The sequence below is a fragment of the Mycoplasma aquilae ATCC BAA-1896 genome (assembly GCF_048074525.1).
GTDB classification, from domain to species: Bacteria; Bacillota_I; Bacilli_A; order Mycoplasmatales; family Metamycoplasmataceae; genus Mycoplasmopsis; species Mycoplasmopsis aquilae.
The window spans coordinates 254,686-273,470 of sequence record NZ_CP182208.1; the positions used below are offsets into that span (position 1 = coordinate 254,686).

The 18,785-nt window shown below is 28.3% G+C and carries 22 protein-coding genes and 1 tRNA gene; 17 read left to right on the forward strand and 6 right to left on the reverse strand.

What is annotated here, in order from left to right; all coding sequences use genetic code 4:
- The first annotated feature begins 114 nt into the window (after window positions 1–114).
- From ACM0IS_RS01220 to ACM0IS_RS01260, 9 genes are all read left to right on the forward strand, one after another.
- Window positions 115–612, forward strand: coding sequence for a dUTP diphosphatase (locus tag ACM0IS_RS01220; protein WP_416756456.1), 498 nt, complete (start codon window positions 115–117; stop codon window positions 610–612).
- 37 nt (window positions 613–649) lie between these two features.
- A tRNA-Leu gene (locus ACM0IS_RS01225) sits at window positions 650–733 on the forward strand.
- Window positions 734–871: 138 nt separating this feature from the next.
- Entirely contained in the window at window positions 872–1,927 is a 1,056-nt protein-coding gene (locus ACM0IS_RS01230) for a hypothetical protein (protein WP_416756457.1), read from the forward strand.
- 33 nt (window positions 1,928–1,960) lie between these two features.
- On the forward strand, window positions 1,961–2,467 hold the full coding sequence (locus tag ACM0IS_RS01235; protein ID WP_416754826.1) for a redoxin domain-containing protein: 507 nt from the start codon (window positions 1,961–1,963) through the stop codon (window positions 2,465–2,467).
- A gap of 1 nt (window position 2,468) precedes the next feature.
- Window positions 2,469–3,557 carry a M42 family peptidase gene (locus tag ACM0IS_RS01240; protein ID WP_416756458.1) on the forward strand — a complete coding sequence of 363 codons (1,089 nt, stop codon included), beginning with the start codon at window positions 2,469–2,471 and terminating at the stop codon, window positions 3,555–3,557.
- Window positions 3,558–3,970: 413 nt separating this feature from the next.
- The gene (locus ACM0IS_RS01245; protein ID WP_416756460.1) at window positions 3,971–4,159 is read left to right on the forward strand and encodes a hypothetical protein; all 189 of its coding nucleotides are present in this window, start codon (window positions 3,971–3,973) and stop codon (window positions 4,157–4,159) included.
- Between the two features lie 29 nt (window positions 4,160–4,188).
- Window positions 4,189–4,560, forward strand: a complete 372-nt coding sequence (locus ACM0IS_RS01250) for a hypothetical protein (protein WP_416756461.1) — start codon at window positions 4,189–4,191, stop codon at window positions 4,558–4,560.
- Between the two features lie 91 nt (window positions 4,561–4,651).
- The gene (locus ACM0IS_RS01255; RefSeq protein ID WP_416756462.1) at window positions 4,652–5,044 is read left to right on the forward strand and encodes a hypothetical protein; all 393 of its coding nucleotides are present in this window, start codon (window positions 4,652–4,654) and stop codon (window positions 5,042–5,044) included.
- On the forward strand, window positions 5,002–5,337 hold the full coding sequence (locus ACM0IS_RS01260; RefSeq protein ID WP_416756158.1) for a transposase: 336 nt from the start codon (window positions 5,002–5,004) through the stop codon (window positions 5,335–5,337). The genes ACM0IS_RS01255 and ACM0IS_RS01260 overlap by 43 nt, the downstream gene beginning before the upstream one ends.
- Window positions 5,338–5,787: 450 nt before the next feature.
- Here ACM0IS_RS01260 and ACM0IS_RS01265 read toward each other — a convergent pair whose 3' ends face one another.
- From ACM0IS_RS01265 to ACM0IS_RS01285, 5 genes are all read right to left on the reverse strand, one after another.
- The gene (locus ACM0IS_RS01265; RefSeq protein WP_416755871.1) at window positions 5,788–6,249 is read right to left on the reverse strand and encodes an IS256 family transposase; all 462 of its coding nucleotides are present in this window, start codon (window positions 6,247–6,249) and stop codon (window positions 5,788–5,790) included.
- A complete protein-coding gene (locus tag ACM0IS_RS01270; RefSeq protein ID WP_416756464.1) occupies window positions 6,149–6,517 on the reverse strand; it encodes a transposase in 369 nt (122 codons plus the stop codon). Before ACM0IS_RS01270 ends, ACM0IS_RS01265 begins: the two co-directional genes overlap by 101 nt.
- Complete coding sequence (locus ACM0IS_RS01275) at window positions 6,448–6,963, reverse strand: transposase (RefSeq protein ID WP_416756364.1); 516 nt, start codon at window positions 6,961–6,963, stop codon at window positions 6,448–6,450. Before ACM0IS_RS01275 ends, ACM0IS_RS01270 begins: the two co-directional genes overlap by 70 nt.
- A gap of 97 nt (window positions 6,964–7,060) precedes the next feature.
- The gene (locus ACM0IS_RS01280) at window positions 7,061–8,617 is read right to left on the reverse strand and encodes a hypothetical protein (RefSeq protein WP_416756465.1); all 1,557 of its coding nucleotides are present in this window, start codon (window positions 8,615–8,617) and stop codon (window positions 7,061–7,063) included.
- An 8-nt stretch (window positions 8,618–8,625) separates the two neighbouring features.
- On the reverse strand, window positions 8,626–10,986 hold the full coding sequence (locus ACM0IS_RS01285) for a hypothetical protein (protein ID WP_416756466.1): 2,361 nt from the start codon (window positions 10,984–10,986) through the stop codon (window positions 8,626–8,628).
- A gap of 307 nt (window positions 10,987–11,293) precedes the next feature.
- Here ACM0IS_RS01285 and secG point away from each other — a divergent pair, with 307 nt between their 5' ends.
- From secG to ACM0IS_RS01310, 5 genes are read left to right on the forward strand one after another with little or no spacing between them, the layout of a single operon-like run.
- Window positions 11,294–11,524 (forward strand): preprotein translocase subunit SecG, encoded by a 231-nt coding sequence (gene secG, locus ACM0IS_RS01290; protein WP_416741926.1) that lies wholly within the window; start codon window positions 11,294–11,296, stop codon window positions 11,522–11,524.
- A 1-nt stretch (window position 11,525) separates the two neighbouring features.
- Entirely contained in the window at window positions 11,526–13,730 is a 2,205-nt protein-coding gene (gene rnr / locus ACM0IS_RS01295) for a ribonuclease R (RefSeq protein WP_416756467.1), read from the forward strand.
- The gene (locus ACM0IS_RS01300) at window positions 13,702–14,487 is read left to right on the forward strand and encodes a tRNA1(Val) (adenine(37)-N6)-methyltransferase (protein WP_416756468.1); all 786 of its coding nucleotides are present in this window, start codon (window positions 13,702–13,704) and stop codon (window positions 14,485–14,487) included. The genes rnr and ACM0IS_RS01300 overlap by 29 nt, the downstream gene beginning before the upstream one ends.
- A gap of 9 nt (window positions 14,488–14,496) precedes the next feature.
- A complete protein-coding gene (gene metG, locus ACM0IS_RS01305; RefSeq protein WP_416756470.1) occupies window positions 14,497–16,038 on the forward strand; it encodes a methionine--tRNA ligase in 1,542 nt (513 codons plus the stop codon).
- A gap of 45 nt (window positions 16,039–16,083) precedes the next feature.
- Window positions 16,084–16,368 carry an antibiotic biosynthesis monooxygenase family protein gene (locus ACM0IS_RS01310; protein ID WP_416756472.1) on the forward strand — a complete coding sequence of 95 codons (285 nt, stop codon included), beginning with the start codon at window positions 16,084–16,086 and terminating at the stop codon, window positions 16,366–16,368.
- A gap of 317 nt (window positions 16,369–16,685) precedes the next feature.
- Here the strand turns inward: ACM0IS_RS01310 and ACM0IS_RS01315 are convergent, their stop codons facing one another.
- Window positions 16,686–16,895 (reverse strand): hypothetical protein, encoded by a 210-nt coding sequence (locus ACM0IS_RS01315; protein WP_416756474.1) that lies wholly within the window; start codon window positions 16,893–16,895, stop codon window positions 16,686–16,688.
- 145 nt (window positions 16,896–17,040) lie between these two features.
- On the opposite strand from ACM0IS_RS01315, the gene ACM0IS_RS01320 reads away from it, so the two are divergent.
- From ACM0IS_RS01320 to ACM0IS_RS01330, 3 genes are all read left to right on the forward strand, one after another.
- Complete coding sequence (locus tag ACM0IS_RS01320; RefSeq protein WP_416756262.1) at window positions 17,041–17,547, forward strand: hypothetical protein; 507 nt, start codon at window positions 17,041–17,043, stop codon at window positions 17,545–17,547.
- A 20-nt stretch (window positions 17,548–17,567) separates the two neighbouring features.
- Complete coding sequence (locus tag ACM0IS_RS01325) at window positions 17,568–17,897, forward strand: transposase (RefSeq protein ID WP_416756476.1); 330 nt, start codon at window positions 17,568–17,570, stop codon at window positions 17,895–17,897.
- A gap of 417 nt (window positions 17,898–18,314) precedes the next feature.
- On the forward strand, window positions 18,315–18,665 hold the full coding sequence (locus tag ACM0IS_RS01330) for a transposase (RefSeq protein WP_416756477.1): 351 nt from the start codon (window positions 18,315–18,317) through the stop codon (window positions 18,663–18,665).
- Window positions 18,666–18,785 lie beyond the last annotated feature (120 nt).

Consider the following 18,785-nt stretch of genomic DNA (forward strand, 5'->3'; position numbering starts at 1 on the left):
AATTATTTACAAATACAGTGCTTATGTGCTGTATTTTTTGTATTGCGAGCTTAGCTCTATACAATAGTGATATAAACTCTTTACATAAAAAAATAAAAGTAATATAATACAGCTATGAATTTAACAAAAATTTTTGATATGCAAAAAGAGCTCGATAAACAAATTGCTAAAAAGAGCCAAGACGCAAACCCTGATTTAAATGTTGAAGATATCAAAGTTCAAAAAACACTAGCTTTAATTATTGAAGCAGCTGAATATATTAATGAAGTACAAAGCTTCAAATACTGAAAAATTCACAAGGATATTAAAAAATCTGCAGTAACTGAAGAATTTGCAGACTTAATTCACTTTTTGGTCAATTTTTCTTATAAATTTGAAATTGATCCTGAAATTGAACCTTTAATTTTAAGTGATGATATCAACGTACAATTTCAACAATTATTTATTGCAATAGCTAACATTATGAAAGATATTAATAAAGATAATATATTAAAAGCGTTCCAAGTAGCTCTAGGAAGCTTTGTAATGTTGGGTTATAATTATGATGATTTATTTGCAGCTTATGAAGCTAAAAATCGTAAAAATTATGAAAGAATTGCAAATAATTACTAAAAGCAAATAAAAAAGCTATATAATAATATAGCTTATTGCCTTAGTGGTGGAATGGTAGACGCTGCGGACTCAAAATCCGCTGGAGCAATCCGTGCAGGTTCAAGTCCTGTCTAAGGCACCATATGACTCCTTAGGAGTCTTTTTTATAATCCTAATCTGGAATCATTTCTGGTGTCTTGGGCAGAAATGCAAAAAATATATAATAAAAGTGTGCGGTAATTGCACACTAAAAATATATTAAGACCAGAAGAGGAAAATAATGAAAAAGAATTTATTAATTACTCTAAGCACTATTACTTTACCTGTGCTGTGCACAATTGCTACTAATTGTAGTCATAATAGTGTAAATAATGATGGAGATAATAAGAATGAAAGTCAAAATCTAAAAATTGGTAAAGCAAACATTCCAAGTGAACTATCTGCATATATAAAACGTGATAATGTCGGTGCCAAAATAACTGATAAAGATTATTATAAGCTTATGTTAAAGGCTTATACAAATATATGCTTTTTAAAAAATACAAATGTTGATCAAAGTTCAGAACAAGCAATTAGATCAATTGATAGCGAAATATTGAATGAAAAAGATAAACAAGAATTGATCAATGCTGTTGAAAATTTAGACAGTCTTTCTGAAATAGTTGACAATGATTTTGCGCCTTTCAAAATGAAGAAGATATCTAGTTACCATGGGTTTGAAGCCACAATTGCTAAGAAAAAAATCACTAAGGCAGAACATTTATTCTTGTTAATGTGTAATAGACTTAATGATATTATAAATAATGAAAGTCATACATCACTTACATTAAAAAGAAACTCAGATATGTCTGCAGTTCCTTATAAGATATGGGATTTAGTACAAATGATATTGTGAGCTACATCAAATGGTGACTGCCTATTGGTAAATGCTAAAAAGGATTTTGATGTTTTTGTACCAACAATAAAATTAAACCAATTTTGGGATAAGCAATATATAGAACCAAGTTGTGGTTACATATATAACATTAATTTTGAAAAAGTTAATGATAATCCATACGCAAAAATGAGTGCTCAGATTGCTAAACAAATCATTGATTGAATCTTAAAAGATAAAATATTTATGAATTCTTCAGCGTTGCCGAATGATTATGATGTAATATTTGATTCTAATGAAAATGCAATTAAATATATTAATTTTAAAAAAGAAGTACAATCAAAATTAAATGATAAGAAAGAAATATTTGATATTATCTTTATAGACTTAGAAATACTCCATGTCAATAATAAATGGAGTATTTTTGAATTAAAAATAATTATCACAAAAGCTAACATTTAGTAAAATTGAATAAATGAAAAATAAAGGAGAATTATGAGAACAGTTAAATTCGCAAATAAGGATTATAACCTTGCTGGTACAGCACCAGTTGTTGGCAATGAAGTAGTACTTCAAGGTGCTAAAGAAGGTAAATTTGATCAAAGTATGCCAAAACGCGAACATAAATATTTAGTATTAGGAACATTCCCATCAGCTGATACTATGGTGTGTGATATGCAAATTTTAAAAATGGCTGAATTATCACGTAAATATAAAGATGTTGACTTTGTGACATTTTCAATGGATTTACCTACTGCCTTAAGTAACTATGCAGAAGACCATGAAACTGGAAGAGTTCAATTATACTCAGACTACTTAGCACATGACGTTGCACGTGGACTTGGAGTATTAATTGAACAATTACAATTATGTGCTCGTTCTTTATTCATATTGGATGAACAAAATAAAATTAAATATATGCAAATAAACGAAAACACAAATGAACAAGTTGATTTTAAATCAATGGAAGCAAAATTAAATGAATTATTAAAGGAGAACTAAAATGGATAAAAAATATGAAAAATTAGCTAGTCGTTTAGCTAAATACATGTCAATTGAAGCAATTTCTCGTTTTGAAGAACCAGTTGCTAATGAATTAAGAGCAAACATCAAAAACAAATATGAAATTACCAGAGATGCTTTTGGATCAATTATTTTCCATAAACCTTCAAAAGTTGCTAATGCTCCTAAAGTAATGTTAGCAGCTCACATGGATGAAGTTGGATACATGGTAAAATCAATTGCAGATAACGGAAACATCTTAGTAACTACAATTGGTGGAGTATGACCAAGTGTAGTTATCGGGACTAAAGCTACTGTAGTTTCTAATGCTACTGGCAAAAGATTTGAAGGTGTTTTTGGGCACACTTCAATTCACATTATGGATAGAGACAAAATTACTGTCGCAATCAAGGAAGCTGATTTATTTGTTGATTTAGGATACGCTAATAAGCAAGAAGTACTAGAAGCTGGTATTGAAATCGGAGATAAAATTTTCTTATCTGGTGAAACAATTCACTTTGCAAATAATATTATCGGTGGTAAAGCTATGGACAATAGAGCTGGGGTTACAGCTTTAGAATTTATTGCCAATAACCTAGCTGACTTAGATTTAGCTTGTGATTTATACCTAGTTGGAACAGTGCAAGAAGAAGTTGGAACTAGAGGTGCTAAAACTTCTGTTTCAATTATTAACCCAGATGTAGCTTTTGCTGTTGATACAGGTGCTTCACATGATACAACTGGATGTAAACCTGGTACACCAGTACTTGGTAAAGGTGTTTCTTTACTAGTTAAAGATGGTGGCACATTACCTGATCCAAAATTGCTTGCAGTTTTAATGGATATTTCAAAGAGAAAAGATATTCCTGCTTATAAATATGTAGCTGAAGGTGGTGGAACTGATGCTGCTGAATTACAATATGGTGAAGGTGGAGTTTCAGTAATGACAATTTCAATTCCACAAAGATACTTACACTCGCCAATTGGTTCATGTTCTCTTGTGGATATTCAAGCTACAATTGATTTAATGACAGAATTTATTAAAGAATTTACACCTGAAGTATATGCTGAAAAAATCGCATATAAATAATAAATTAACTAAAATAACTAAAATAACTAAAATAACTACTAGTGCACTAGTAGTTATTTTTCTATAAAAATTTTAAGTCAAATGTGTCATTATCCTGTGTTTCCAAGTTGGAGACACTTTTTTTGTATTTTTTTATTAAAAATTAATTTTCTATTTATGAAATAAATAGCTCTAATTTCTGATCCAAAAAATTTTTATTTTTTATTACATAATTACATAGAAAAGTGATATAATAAGGGCATGGAAAAATGAATAGTCGTAAAAAATAAGAAAAAGATGATTACTACGTAAGTCTTGGAATTTCAGGTGGATATGGTAAAGGTTATAAGAGATCAATAAGTATCGGAAGTTTATCAGTACTTGAAAAGACGCATGAAAATGCATTAGATGTTTTAAAACAAATAGCGAAAACATTGCCTACTGATGCTGATAAAGAGTATATTAAATCTAAAATATCGGAAGCTTTTGAATTAACTAAGGTGGAATTTGGAACTTATAACGTCGGTGTTGAATTACTCTACAAAATAATTAAGGATTTAGAACTTTTTCAAGGGTTAGAAAAAGGAAAAAGAAACAAACAGAAGAAATTTTTGAATTTCTAATTGCAAAAAGAATACTAGAACCTGAAAGTATGTTGAGAAGTTTTACTAATAAACATAAGTTTATTAACGAAATTAATGTCAAAAAATCAACTGTTTATAATTTCTTAGATTTTGTAGCTGAAAATAAGCAAAAACTAGTTAAAAATGTGAATAATAAAATTTCAGAAGTCACAAACAGAAATGTTAGTCTAGTGTTCATGGATGCCACCACATTATATTTTGAAACATTTGTAAATACAAATGAAGACTTAAAAGAAAAATTCACTCTTAAAAGAGCTGGATATTCAAAAGATGGGAAGTTTAAAGAGGACCAAGTTGTGCTTGGGATGGTTACAGATAGCAACGGAATACCTCTTGATTTTGCACTTTTACCTGGTAATGTTGCTGATCAAAAACTTTAATTCCCACAATAAATGAACTTGGAGAAATTTATAACATAACCAATGTCACAGTTATTGCTGACAAAGGTATGAATCAATATCAAAACAAAATGTGATTAAAAATAATGGCCTAAATTACATTTTTCCAGTTAGACTTAAAGGTACAAGTAAAAAATTCAAAGAGTATGTTGTAAATGAAACAGATTATAAAGAAATTGATGGTTTACTTTGTAAAGAGGTTGAACAAGTTAATATTGATGCAGAAAATAATGCAATGAAAGTTAGACAAGTAGTGATTTACGATAAATACAAAGCTAAAAGAGATGCAGCACTTAGAAACGAAGTTATCGAAAGATTTAATAAAATTAAATCTACTGATGGAACAGCCACAGCAAGAAGCATGATATCTTATAAAAGTATAAATATTTCAAAGAAATACAAGAATCTAAATTCGCCATGGATATGGACAAAGTTAGAGAAGATAAGAAACTCGATGGTTATATAGTTTTTGAAACCACAAGATGAGACTTATCAATTAAAGAAATCTTAGACATTTATAAAAATCAATGAAGAATTGAAAATAACTTTAGAGACTTAAAAACAACTTTAGAAACTAGACCTATGTTTGTCAGAACTGATGAACATGTTCTGGGACATATAACAATTTGCTTTATTGCATTAGTTATTCTTAATTATTTAACATGATTAGTAAATAAAAACCAAGCCCAAAAACTTGGTGTATTAGATAAAATAACATCTCAAGCAAATATTATTAGCAATAAAATCTGCCATGGTTAATTTTAAAAAGGTGGATGGTGTAGTCGTTGAAGAAAAAATGTGAAGTTCTGATGAAATTAAAGAAGAAATCGAACTGTACCATTACATTTTAAACTTAATAAAGTAATTTTTCTATGTAATTTTAAGAACAAAAAACGAATAGCTCTATATTACGGGGCTATTCGTTTTTACTCCTTATCAACTTGGAAACACAGGATGTTCTCTTGTGGATATTCAAGCTACAATTGATTTAATGACAGAATTTATTAAAGAATTTACACCTGAAGTATATGCTGAAAAAATCGATACTATAAATAATTTTGTGTAAATTTGTAAAGATAAGTTTTATAATTCTTATGGTATACAAATTATACATAATTTATTAAATGTTTTTAAACCCACAATGTTTGTATTGAGAATTCTTAAAATTGTACTCTTCAAACATTGCAACAAGTATTTTCTCCGTAGCTTCTACTGTGGAGAATTGTTTTTACCCTTTAATTGTCTTTTTATTTGTGAATTTAATGCTTCTATTAAGTTAGTCGTATATATTGATTTTCGTATTGCATAAGGAAAAGAATAGAACGCAAATAAATCATCCGCAATTTTAAGGAGTCCTCTTGTAATGTTTGGGTATTTCTTGTTTCACTTATTTAAAAATGAATTGAATTTTTGAATAGCTTGTTCTTCATCGGTTTGATTGTAAATTAATTTTAAGTCTTGGATAATTTCAAAATTATCTGATGGTTTCACTTTTGTAGATATATTACGAGATATATGCGTTCAACATCTTTGAAATTTAGTAGATGGAAAGTTTTTGAAGATTACATCTTTAATTCCGGCTAATCCATCAGTAACAAAAAGTTCGACGTTCTCAACACCACGATTCTTTATATCTTGAAGTATTTCATCTCAGCTTGTTTGCGCTTTCATTAGGATTAATATCAAAAGCTAGTACCTCTTTATTTCCTTCAAGGCTTATACCGAGTGCTATATAAACAGCTTCTTTGCTATATGTACCACGTTTAATGCTCAAAAATGTTGCATCCAAGTAGACAACTTTATATTCTTTTTTAAGTTGTCTTTTCTTAAATTCTTCAACATTTACCAAAAATTTATCAGTTATATTTGTTATAGATTGTTTAGATAACTGCTTTCCAAATAAATCAGTCGTGACATCGATAATATCTGAATAATCCATTCCCTTTTAAATAAAATTTTGACTAATTTTGTCACTTCTTCTTGTGTTCTTTGATATTTTTTAATTAGTTTATTATTGAAATCCCCATTTCTATCTCTAGGAATATTTAGTTCAATTTCTCCGATTTCTAATAATAATTTTCTTGTGTAGTACCCATTTCTATAATTATCAGTATCTGCTCTTTTGTATTTCTCGTATTTAAGAAATTCAGTTAATCCATCTTTTAATAGTTCGTTTAATATATGTTGAATATCGTTTTTGTATTGTTCAAGCATTAGTTTCATAAAGTCATCAATACTATTTATACTTTTAGAAAAGTTTTTAATAAAATCTTGGTTTAATAGTTTAAAATTATTCATAGATAAGTTCCTTTCTTGTTCAAAAAAATTATAAGGTAACTTATCTTTTCTTTTTACCCTTTTTTGGGTAATTTTAAATTTACACAAGATTTTGGATAGTATCAAAAAATCGCATATAAATAATAAATTAACTAAATTAACTAAAATAACTAAAATAACTACTAGTGCACTAGTAGTTATTTTTCTATAAAAATTTTAAGTCAAATGTGTCATTATCTTGCATTTGCATTAATTTGTTATAAGTTTCTTGATCTAACTTAAGATAAATGTTAAAAATACTTAATTCAACATTTTTAGGGAAATTATAAGATAAAGCAATCTTTTTATTTGGATATAAAACTGTATCTCACCCAGCGGGCACCACGTAATTTTCGTCCTTATAAGCTAGTGAAATTTGTAACTTGTTATTTTGAAATCCTGCAGAAGCAACTAAACTTTCGGGTTGGGATAAAATTACATTTCCTTCTTTATTGAACACAGAGTTTTGTAATATAGAGATCAGGGAAATACCAAGTGATTTTAGTTGATTTTGATTAACTTGTAAGCGCATTAAATAATTTGCGTCAGTTAATTGTTTTTCTTGGGATAGCTTTGTTCCGAAGTTAGGACTGGCTAGATCTTGAATGAAATTAAATTTTCCTTCTTTTTTAGCAACTAGTGCTAAGTCGAATTTAACATTATTATGCAAGTTGCTTCTCAAATGAAGCTTTTTATCATAAAGCAAATCATCAATTATATAATTAGAAATAATATGATAATTTTCTTTTCTTAATTTGTTTAATTCATTAACATAATCAATATTTCCAAGTTGGCTAGCTGCAGTTATAAAAGCATGAGGATCAATAAATAAATAATCAGTTATTAAGTTGTTTCCTTCTTGGCTAATTAGCATTTTCATTTGATTATTCATTGAACTAATGGATGAAGTAAAAACATTATTTTTGTTCAAATCAAGAGATTGGAGATAAATTGTTCCGAATTCATTTTTGTAAATCTCGATAATTTTGTTTAAATTACTAAAAGCAGCTTTTATTCCTGTTTTATAAGAATTGCTAATTTCAATATTGTTATTTTTTATTTGGCATAAACTTTTAATTTGCTTCAAATTGTCTTCTATTTTTTGACTAAAATTAGTTATTTTATCTTGTTCTATTAGCTTTTGAGTTTTTAAACTTGAAAGATTATTCAAAATATGATTGTAAATTGAATTAAGATAATAGATTTGCGATATAGCTTGCACATTGGCAAATTCATCTTCTAAATTGTATGTAAAATTTTGATCAATATTAAAATATTGATTTAATGTGAGTAGCATTTCATTACATTCGCTCACCATTTCATTAACAAAATTCTCCATAGCTTTAGCAAGTGAAAAACTTGTTATATTTTTCTGTTGGAATACAGCTTTAAATTCCTTATATTTAGTATCAAAGATATTATCACCTTGAACTTGATTTTGTGCAAAAGGTAAAAAATATTTATTAAAGCTACTTGGCTTTTGCAATCTATAAGATTCAATTTGTTCTCTAAGTACTAAATTAATTTTGCTTTGTGCTAGGATATAATCAACAATTTGTTTTTGCATTTTAGTATAGTTATTAACAAATACTTGAGCCTCAGCAACAAAAGTCTTAGCATATAAATTGTTTTGAGTTGGATTCTTACTTTGACAGCTACTAGAAAGTGCTATTAGTGAAATACTTGGCAAAGCAAGTAATTTTATTAGAGATGTGAATTTCATAACACTCCTTAATTATTACTTTGTAATCTAAATAGTATGGTCAATAATTCAGTATCAGTCAATTTGTCGATTTGTTGTTGAATTTGATTAATTGGTTCCTTAACTGTATTTAAAATAGAAGTCACTTTATTTTTTATTACTTCAATATCACTATATTGATTGATTTCAAGCCCATGTTCTTGTGCTTTTTGGATTCATTCTTGAATTGTCACTTTAGCATCAGCGATTTGGGAATTCAATGCCTCTATATTTTTATTGTAATTGTTTTTGGCAGTATCTAGAGCCAAGTTTAATTGCTGAATCGCTTGTTTTGCATTATTTTTAGCATCATCAGTTGAATCTTTTCCATCTACAATAGCTTGTTGTTTAGCTTTTTCATCATTAATTTCCTTAACTTGTTCTTCATATTTTTTAGTTAGGCTATCTTTTTGGTCATTAAGTTCTTTAACAGCATTTTGAATAGTGCTTTCGCTTTGATCCTTATTTGGGGCAGCAGCTAAATAATCTAATATATTGCTTAATGCTTGCATTCACTTATCAACTGTAATGTAGTTTTTTCCATCTTTATTAGTAAGAATTTGAGCCAATTTATCTTTGTAGTATTGATCTGAAGTCATATTACTATTAATTTGATATTTAGGAATTAAGAAATTCTTTACTCATGGTAAATACTTATCTTCAAGTACTATTTGTTTATTTTCTAATTCTTGTTTATCTTTGATTAGACTTGTTAATTGTTCTTTTGACTTATTATTAAAGAATTTATTATATAAATCATCATTAATTCCGATGTAAGCTTCCACATTTAATGCTGCATCTTTATTGACTAAGACAAAATTGTAGTTTTCAAAAATTAGTTGATCTCATTGATTAATAATAGATCTATTTCCTTCTAACCCTGCGTATAAGGAATCAAAGACTAATAAGTCTTGCCCTATTAAATAGTTTTTAACTGAATTTAATCCTCTGATGCCAAATGGTAAATAACCATTTGTTTCCTTAAAGAACTTTTGAACTTCTGGACTATTTTGCATAGGTGAAAGAATTAATCCCATAGCTGCAGCAACATTGACGGGAATATTGAATTTGATAACGTGGTTAACACTACTTTTATCAAACTTTTGTGCCAGTCCTCTAGGTGTATCTGATTGTGAACTAAATTTTTTGGTTGTAGAATCACGATTGTATAAAGTTGCGGCAAATCCCCCTGCTTCTTCTTTTTGAGAGTTTGCTAAATATGCTAACTTGATATTAGTATATAAACCATTAGTGAAATTATTAATATCATAACTTGGATTTAAGGTTTTACCGTGATTACTATAATTTTGTTCAAGATTTTTTATAGCCTGACTTGCTTTTTCATTTTTTGTTATAGTTTCTTGTTTTAATATTTCATTTACTGTAATAATTTTGTTGGTATCATGAGCTGAATTGCTGAATTTAATATACACTGGGTTAGCATTAAACTGATCATCTAATACTTTTTCAGGTTGCCTTTGTTGCAATACTTTAATCATGAATTTTGTATAAAAAAGTTTAGCAACATTATTTTCAAAATCATTATGTAATTCAGTGATTACGTCACTTATATTTAAATTATTGCTAATGATGTTTTGTAATTTATATCCATTAACATAGTTTAATCACTTATTAATTCACTCATCACTGCTTTTAATTAGGTTTCTTAATTCTTCATCCGAATTTTTTGACGCTTTATTTAAGTTTGATAGCATATCATGCATTCCATAATTTTTAATTTCTAATTGTAGTAAAACAACTGGTACAATTGAGAATTCAAAAACTTTTGTGGCATCATCTAAGCCTTTAACAAATTTATCTTGATATTCTTTTGCTTTTGTGGGATTCACTTTTTCAGCTTGCCCTAGGATATCAATATAGGTTTGAATGAAGTTGTTATACATATCACCGATTGATTTGTGGTTTTCCAATACACTTCTATAAAAGTCAATAGGCTTTTCCATGTCAACATTTGTTACTTTAGTTAAAATTGCTTGAAATGTTTGTTGCATTTGGTTAGCAAAATTATTTACATTTTTAATATCATTGTAATAGTTGTAGAAAAGATTATCAAGCTTACCATTAGGGCTTGAAAGTGATAATTCGCCATAAAATTTATCAGCTATTGGTGCTAAAAAATTATCATTCTTAGTATCGATAATTACTTGTGTAAAGTATTTATTAGCTTGATTTACATAAAGCTGGCAGACATTTCTGTAAGCTTCTATACTTTTAATAATTTCATTTTGTTCTGTTTTGTTTTTGTTATTGCAGCTGCTTGAAACCATTGGCAAGGTAATACTTGCTATAGCTGAGCTAGCTAATAATAAATTTCTATATATTTTTTTCATAATTATAATTATACTCTCTAAATTTAAAAGCCTAGATAACTTGAAAGAAATCTCTGATAATTTTATCAGTTTTAACTAGACCACTTTACTAATATTCCCATTATATAAGCATATTAGTAAAATTTGCCTTTGATTTTTTGCTAGAAAATATGTATAAAAGTCACAAAGAAAAACAAACTTTATAAGCTAAAAGCTAAAAAGATTTGTTTAAAGCTTATGCAAAAGGATAAAAGGAGACTGGTAAACAACATTTTTTGAAGTTTTTGTGGTATTATTTAAATACTATTTAAATATTTTAGGAGGAATGATGACTTCTTTAGTAGTTGTATTACTAATTATAGGTTTCTTAATTATCATAGTTTCGTTCTTAATGTCACCTGATTCAAATGGTTTTTCAGGGGCTTTAGTTGGATCTGGTGATTTGGACTTATTTAAACATTCAAAAGAGAGAGGAGTAAAAAAGATTTTAAAATATTCAATGATTACACTAGGAACATTAATCATAGTGGGGTCACTAGTAATTAGAATCTTAATGTAATATGAAAAAAAATCTTATTTATGACTATATAAAAAATGGAAAGCCAAAAGCTTTTTTGGAAATTGCAAAACATTTTAAAATCTTACCAAGAGATAACAAATCACTTACAAGAGTGCTTTCAGAACTTCAAGGTGAGTATTTAGTTTTTAAAAATAATCGCGATGAATATTATGCGCCAGTGCTTGAGGAAACAATTGAAGGTAATTTAAATGTTTCTCAAAAAGGAAACTTTGGTTTTGTTGACTATGATATTGACGAAGAAAATAACACTAAGAAAAGTGTCTATGTTAAATCTTTTAACTTTAACGGAGCAATTAATGGTGACACTGTAAAAGTTAATGTTTACAAATCAGATCTTCCTGGAGGAGATGATTTAACCCATGGTGTAGTAACTGCAATAGTGCAAAGAAACAACCAAGATGTTGTTGGTTTTATAAAAGAAAAAAATGACACCAAATACTTTGTACCAGTTGACAATAGACTGAAAACTAGCAAGTGAAAATTAATCTCTTCTACTGTTCCAACTAAGTTAAATGATTTAGTAACTTGCAACATTTTAGCTTACGAAGGAAACTGCATCGATATTCAAGTTGCCCGTGTAATAACAAATGAAGCTGACCCAATGGTTTTTGTTAAATCATATCTTGAACAAATTAAAGCACCATTATCATTCCCAGAAAATATGGCGCAGGAAGTTAGTCAAATACCAAGCACAATTGTAGCTGAAGATTGAAGTAATCGGAAAGACTTCCGTGATGAAATGATCGTTACTATTGATGGTGACGATACTAAAGACTTTGATGATGCCATCACGGTTAAAAAGCTTGCTAATGGAAACTACTTTTTAGGAGTTTATATTGCTGACGTTTCTTACTATGTTAGAGAAGAGACAGCCATTAACGAAGAAGCCTTAAAACGTGGAACAAGTATTTACCTTGTTGATCGTGTTATTCCTATGCTCCCGGTTGAATTATCTAACGGAATCTGTTCTCTTAATCCAAACGAAGATCGTTTTGTTTTAGCTTGTGAAATGGAAATTGACCCACAAGGTAATAATGTCAATGTTGAAATCTCACAAGGGATAATTGAAAGTAAGTTTAGATTAACCTATAAAAATGTTGATAAGTTTTATAAAACAGGTTTATTAAATGAAAATGACGATCCTAAACAAGTTAAATGTTTAAAAGACATGTTACTTACAGCTAAAGAATTAAGTTTAATCTTACATAAATACAAAATTAATGAAGGTTATGTAGATTTCGAAATTCAAGAGCCTAAAATTAAACTTGATGAAGAAGGAAGAGTTAAGAGTATTGAAATTAATCCTCGTGGATTTAGTGAAGTACTTATTGAAGATTTCATGGTTAGAGCCAATGAAACTGTAGCCAAGTATTTATTTGATGCTAAATTACCTGTTCTTTACCGTGTGCATGAAACACCTGATGAAGATAAGCTAACTTTATTAAAGAACTCACTAGCTGCTATTAATGTATCAGCAGCTGAATTAAAAGCTAATACAATTACACCTAAAATATTCGCTGACTTTGTTACAAAAGTCAAAAATGAACGTGATGATGATTTTGTTAAATTAATGTTTTTACGTTCAATGCAAAAAGCTATTTATTCCGATAATAATATTGGTCACTTTGGTCTAGCATCTAAATTCTATTGCCACTTTACTAGTCCAATTCGTAGATATCCAGACTTAGTAATTCATCGTACCATTAGAAACTTTTTAATTAATAAAGAGTATGGCAAGTTAGATGAATACAGAGAAATGCTACCTATTTTTGGAGATTTAAATACTAAGAGTGAGCAAAAGGCTGTTCAAATTGAACGGAATGTTAATGATTTAAAATTTGCTGAATTCTTAAAGAACCAAATTGGAAAAACCTTTAAAGTACAAATTTTAAGTATTTTAAACTTCGGGTTCTTTGTTGAATTTGAATTTAAAGCTAGTGGTTTAGTACATAAAAGTACCCTAATTGATGGTGAATATGAAGCTAATGATGTATTAACTAAATTAGTCTCAGCTAACCGTAAGTTTACTTTAGGGGATTATGTTGATGTAGTAGTTGTTGGAGTAGATTTAGTTGAAGGTAAAGTTGACTGTGTTTTAGCTGATTTATACCAAGACTATATGAATAAAAAACAAAAAGAAGAAGCTGAAAGAAATAATGCAAAGTTTAAGAAACAAAGAAAATAAACTAGTAAAAAACTCTTTAGGTTTTGACTCAAATTTATATGTTTACCAAGATAAAACTATGTTCAACTATTCAGTTGATACTATTTTACTTGGTAACTTTATTTATTTAACTCAAAAAACTACTAAAGCACTTGAAATTGGTACCAACAATGGTGCGTTATCAATTTTTGCAGCTTCACGTTCAAGCAAATTGCAAATTGATGCAGTTGAAATCCAAGAAAAAGCTGCACAGCTAGCTAAACAAAATGTTGAAATGAATCAAATGCAAGATCAAATTAAGGTCATTTGTGCTGACTTTAATGATTTTTGAAAGCAACATACTAAAGAAGCTAGAGCCAAATATCAAACTATTTTTTGTAATCCACCTTTTTATCCATATGATAAAAGTAAAATCAAAAAGGATATTAGTCAAGAAAAACTAATTGCCACACATGAAATTTATTTAAATTTAGAACAATTAATTATGGGCTGCAGTAAAATAATAGAACAAAAAGGGTTTTTAACTATTGTGTTACCTGTTGAACGATTAGTTGATACTTTTGAATATTTACGTAAGTATAAATTTGAACCTAAACGGATTCAATTTATTCTGCCAAGAATTGATGATAAACCTAAATTTGCTTTAATTGAAGCTCGTTATCAAGCTGGGTGAGGAGTACATTTTCTTCCTAACCTTTATTTACATGACAGCAATGATAAGAATAATCATGCTTATTTACCTGAAATTAAAGCTTTATATAAGCCTAAAAAAGTTTAAGGAGCAAAAATGAAAAAGAATTTTTATATAACAACACCAATTTATTATGCAAGTGGTAACTTACATATAGGCCACCTATATACCACTACATTAGCCTGAGTAATTGCTAACTATAAAAAACTTGATGGTTACAATGTTAAAATGCTAACTGGAAGTGATGAGCATGGTTTAAAAATTCAACAAAAAGCTGCAGAACAAGGTATAGAACCACAAGAGTTTGTTAATAATTTAGTTGCAAAATATCAACAAATGTGACGTGATTTCGATATTAACTATGATATCTTTTCTCGTACAAGTGCTCCAAGCCACTGTGAAAGTGTTAAAAATATCTTTTCATATTTCTTAGATAAAGGCTACATTTATCGTGGTAAATATGAAGGACTTTATTCAGTGAGTGATGAAGAATTTTTAACTGAAACTCAAGCTATATATAAGGATGGCGCTTATTATCACCCTCAAAGTGGCCACCAATTAATTAATGTTTCAGAAGATTCTTACTTTTTTAAAATGAATCAATTTGCTCCTTGATTAATTCAATATATCGATTCACATCCAGACTTTTTAGCGCCAAATAAAATTATTAATGAAATGAAAAACAATTTCTTACTCAAGGGACTAGAAGATTTATCAGTAACTAGAACTAATATTGAATGAGGAATTAAAATTAATGAAGATCCAACTCATACCTTATATGTATGATTAGATGCTTTATGTAACTATATAACTGCCCTTGGCTTTGATGTTAAAAACTCAAACCAAAGTGCAGAATTTGAACAATATTGAAATGAGTCCGAAGTTGTTCATCTAATTGGAAAAGAAATTTCTCGTTTCCATATGATTTATTGACCAATTTTCTTGCAAGCTTTAAATTTAAAACAACCAAGTAAAATTCAAGCTCATGGTTGACTTGTTACACCAACTGGAAAAATGTCTAAATCAAAAAATAATGTTGTAGATCCATATGAATTACTTGCAAAATACCATCCAGAAATGATTAAATATTATTTTGCTTCACAAATTACTCTTGGAGAAGATGGAGTTTGAGAAGAAAATCGTTTTATTGATGTAATTAATGCTGATTTAATTAATAACTACGGAAACTTAGTGGCTCGTAGTGTAAAAATGAAAGCTAATAGCTTCCAAAATCCTTTACACTATCAAGCTTCTAATCTTGCTATAGACCTAGCAATTGAAGAAAAAATAGCTAGTTCACTAGTTAGCTACAAAGCACACTTTGATGCACTAGAAGTTGATAAAGCTTTAAAGGTGGCAATTGATCTTTCAAGTGAACTAAATAAATATATTGATGAAACTAAACCTTGAACTTTAAAAGAAGATTTACCACGTTTAGAACAAATTCTTGTTAGATTGTTTAACGGTATTTATGCTGTCTCATTATATTTAGCTCCAGTATTGCCAAGAAAAACTCAAGAAGTGGCTCAAATTCTGGGAATAAATAATTTTTCATTTGATTTATTAACAAACTGGTCTAAATTTGATAACATTAATCAAGGGAAAGAATTTATTCTTTTTTCAAGAATTAAGAAATAGTATTTATTTAAGCAATACCAAATACTATGTTTAGGAGTATTTAATATGATTTTTGCAAAAGCTACAAGATATATAATTAATCCAGAAAAAATGAAGGGATTCATTGATTATTTATATATCCTAACTAAAAAAACAAGAATGAAAGAAGAAAATCTTTCTTTTGAATATGGATTAGAAGCTGAAGATAAAGTTCTTGTTATTGAACGTTGAAGTTCAAAACAGTCTTTTGAAGCTTTTAATCAACTTGATGAATTTAAAAAAGAATTTGGAACTATTAGAAAAATGTCTAAAACAGTCCAAAATGTCTATGAAATAGAGCTCGCCAAATAATAAAAAGCGAGCTTTTTTATATAATCTGCAAATGTGGAACAAAATGTGGAAATAAATTTTTTCAACAGCATAAAAAAATAAATGCTCTATAATTTATTATAGAAATTGTAACTTGAGCAGCCTGTGTTTCCAAGTTGATAAGGAGTAAAAAACGAATAGCCCCGTAATATAGAGCTATTCGTTTTTTTGTTCTTAAAATTACATAGAAAAATTACTTTATTAAGTTTAAAATGTAATGGTACAGTTCGATTTCTTCTTTAATTTCATCAGAACTTCACATTTTTTCTTCAACGACTACACCATCCACCTTTTTAAAATTAACCATGGCAGATTTTATTGCTAATAATATTCTGTTGAGATGTTATTTTATCTAATACACCAAGTTTTTGGGCTTGGTTTTTATTTACTAATCATGTTAAATAATTAAGAATAACTAATGCAATAAAGCAAATTGTTATATGTCCCAGAACATGTTCATCAGTTCTGACAAACATAGGTCTAGTTTCTAAAGTTGTTTTTAAGTCCACTGAGTTTCGGAGTTTGAGCCTGAAAAAACAACAATTATTTTAAAAGTTTTACGTTCATATATCAAAGATATATGGACTTTTTAATTCTTCTAAATTTTATTATTTTTCTACTTGTATTACTTGTATAAAGTGCTATAATATGAATATGTCAGATAAGTTCATACTAATAAAACACAAAAGAAAAGATCACACATATATTTCAGTTGCCACATCAAATGGATATGGGAAAGGATATAGTAACCAAGTTGGAATTGGAAGATTAGAAAAACTCGAAACATTATGTTCGGACCCGATAAATGTAATTAAAAATGTATGTGAGACTTTAAATATTGATGATTCAAAAGAAAAAATTAAGCAAAGCATAATGTTTGCATTAAATTCTTCTCAAACCGAGGTATACAATGTGAATTATGGTATTAATACACTTTACAGTGTAATTGATAAATTTGAGATTTTTAATGCCCTGCCAAAAACAAGACATAAAGACCTTGAAAAACTTTTAAAATACACAATTGCTAGCAGAATCATTGATGCGAAAAGTTACATATTAATGCATAAAGATAAGTATAAATATGAAGGTGCTCCAGAAACAAGTAAAGATGGATACTATACACTACTAGATCTGGTTAATCAAAATAAAAAGCAATTCTAAATAAAGTTAATGAAAAAATAATGAAAAACACAACAAGAAAAGTTGAATTAGTTTTCTATGACTCAACAACAATGTATTTTGAAAGTTTTTCCCGTTCAGGATTAAGACACAGTGGATATTCAAAAGATGGAAAATTCAAAGAAGACCAAGTGGTGGTTGGAATGGCAACAGATGGAAATGGAATTCCAATTCATTTTAAAACCTTTAAAGGAAATACAGCAGACGCAAACACATTTATCCCATTTATTTTAGAAATGCTTAAAACATACGAAATTAAAAATGTAACCATTATTGCTGATAAAGGAATGTCAACTTCTAAAACACTTAGATTTCTAGAGCAAAAGGAATAGATTATGTAATTTCTTATAGATTAAAAACAGGAACTAAAGCTTTTAAAGAATACGTGCTCGATGAAAGTAATTATCAAGGAAATGAAGAATTCAAATTTAAAGAGCAAGAAGTTGTTTCACTCTTTAATAAAAAAGACCTAATGGTATAGTTAGAAGAAGAATTGTTACATTTAGTAAAAAAGAGCAACAAAAGATAAAACAGACAGACAAATATTAATTGATAACTTTAACAAGTTAAAAAACAAAAATGGATTAGTTGAAGCAAGCAAGCTAACCAGTGGTAAAAAATATAGATTCTTTAAGAAAATTGGAAGTTCATTTTATGAATTAGATAGCCAAAAATTAAGTCAAGACAGTCAATTAGATGGATTTTATATTTATGAAACTTCAAGACATGACTTATCACCAGAAGAAGTGGTGAATATTTATGCAAAACAATGACAAATAGAAGAAAACTTTAGAACAATGAAGTCATCACTTCAAGTTAGACCTATGTATGTATGAACTGATGATCACATTAATGCGCATTTAATTTTGTGCTTCATATCTCTTGTTATTATAAAATTTCTACTTCACAAGATCAATACAGTTCTTGCAAGCACAGGAGTTATTGATAAATTTTCTAATGATAGACTTATCACAGCGATAAAATCAGCTGAAAAGGTAGTGAAAGTTGTAAATGGTGAAGTTAAAGAAGAAATTTATATTAAAAACACTCAAAAGCTCAGACCATATTTCAGATTATGAAACAATCGAAACGATATTTAAAAAATTTGTACAAGTAATTTAATGTATGAAAAAACGAATAGCCCCATAATATAGGACTATTCGTTTTTTGACTCTTAAAACTCGAAGCTCAGGAAAAATTACTTTATTAAGTTTAAAATG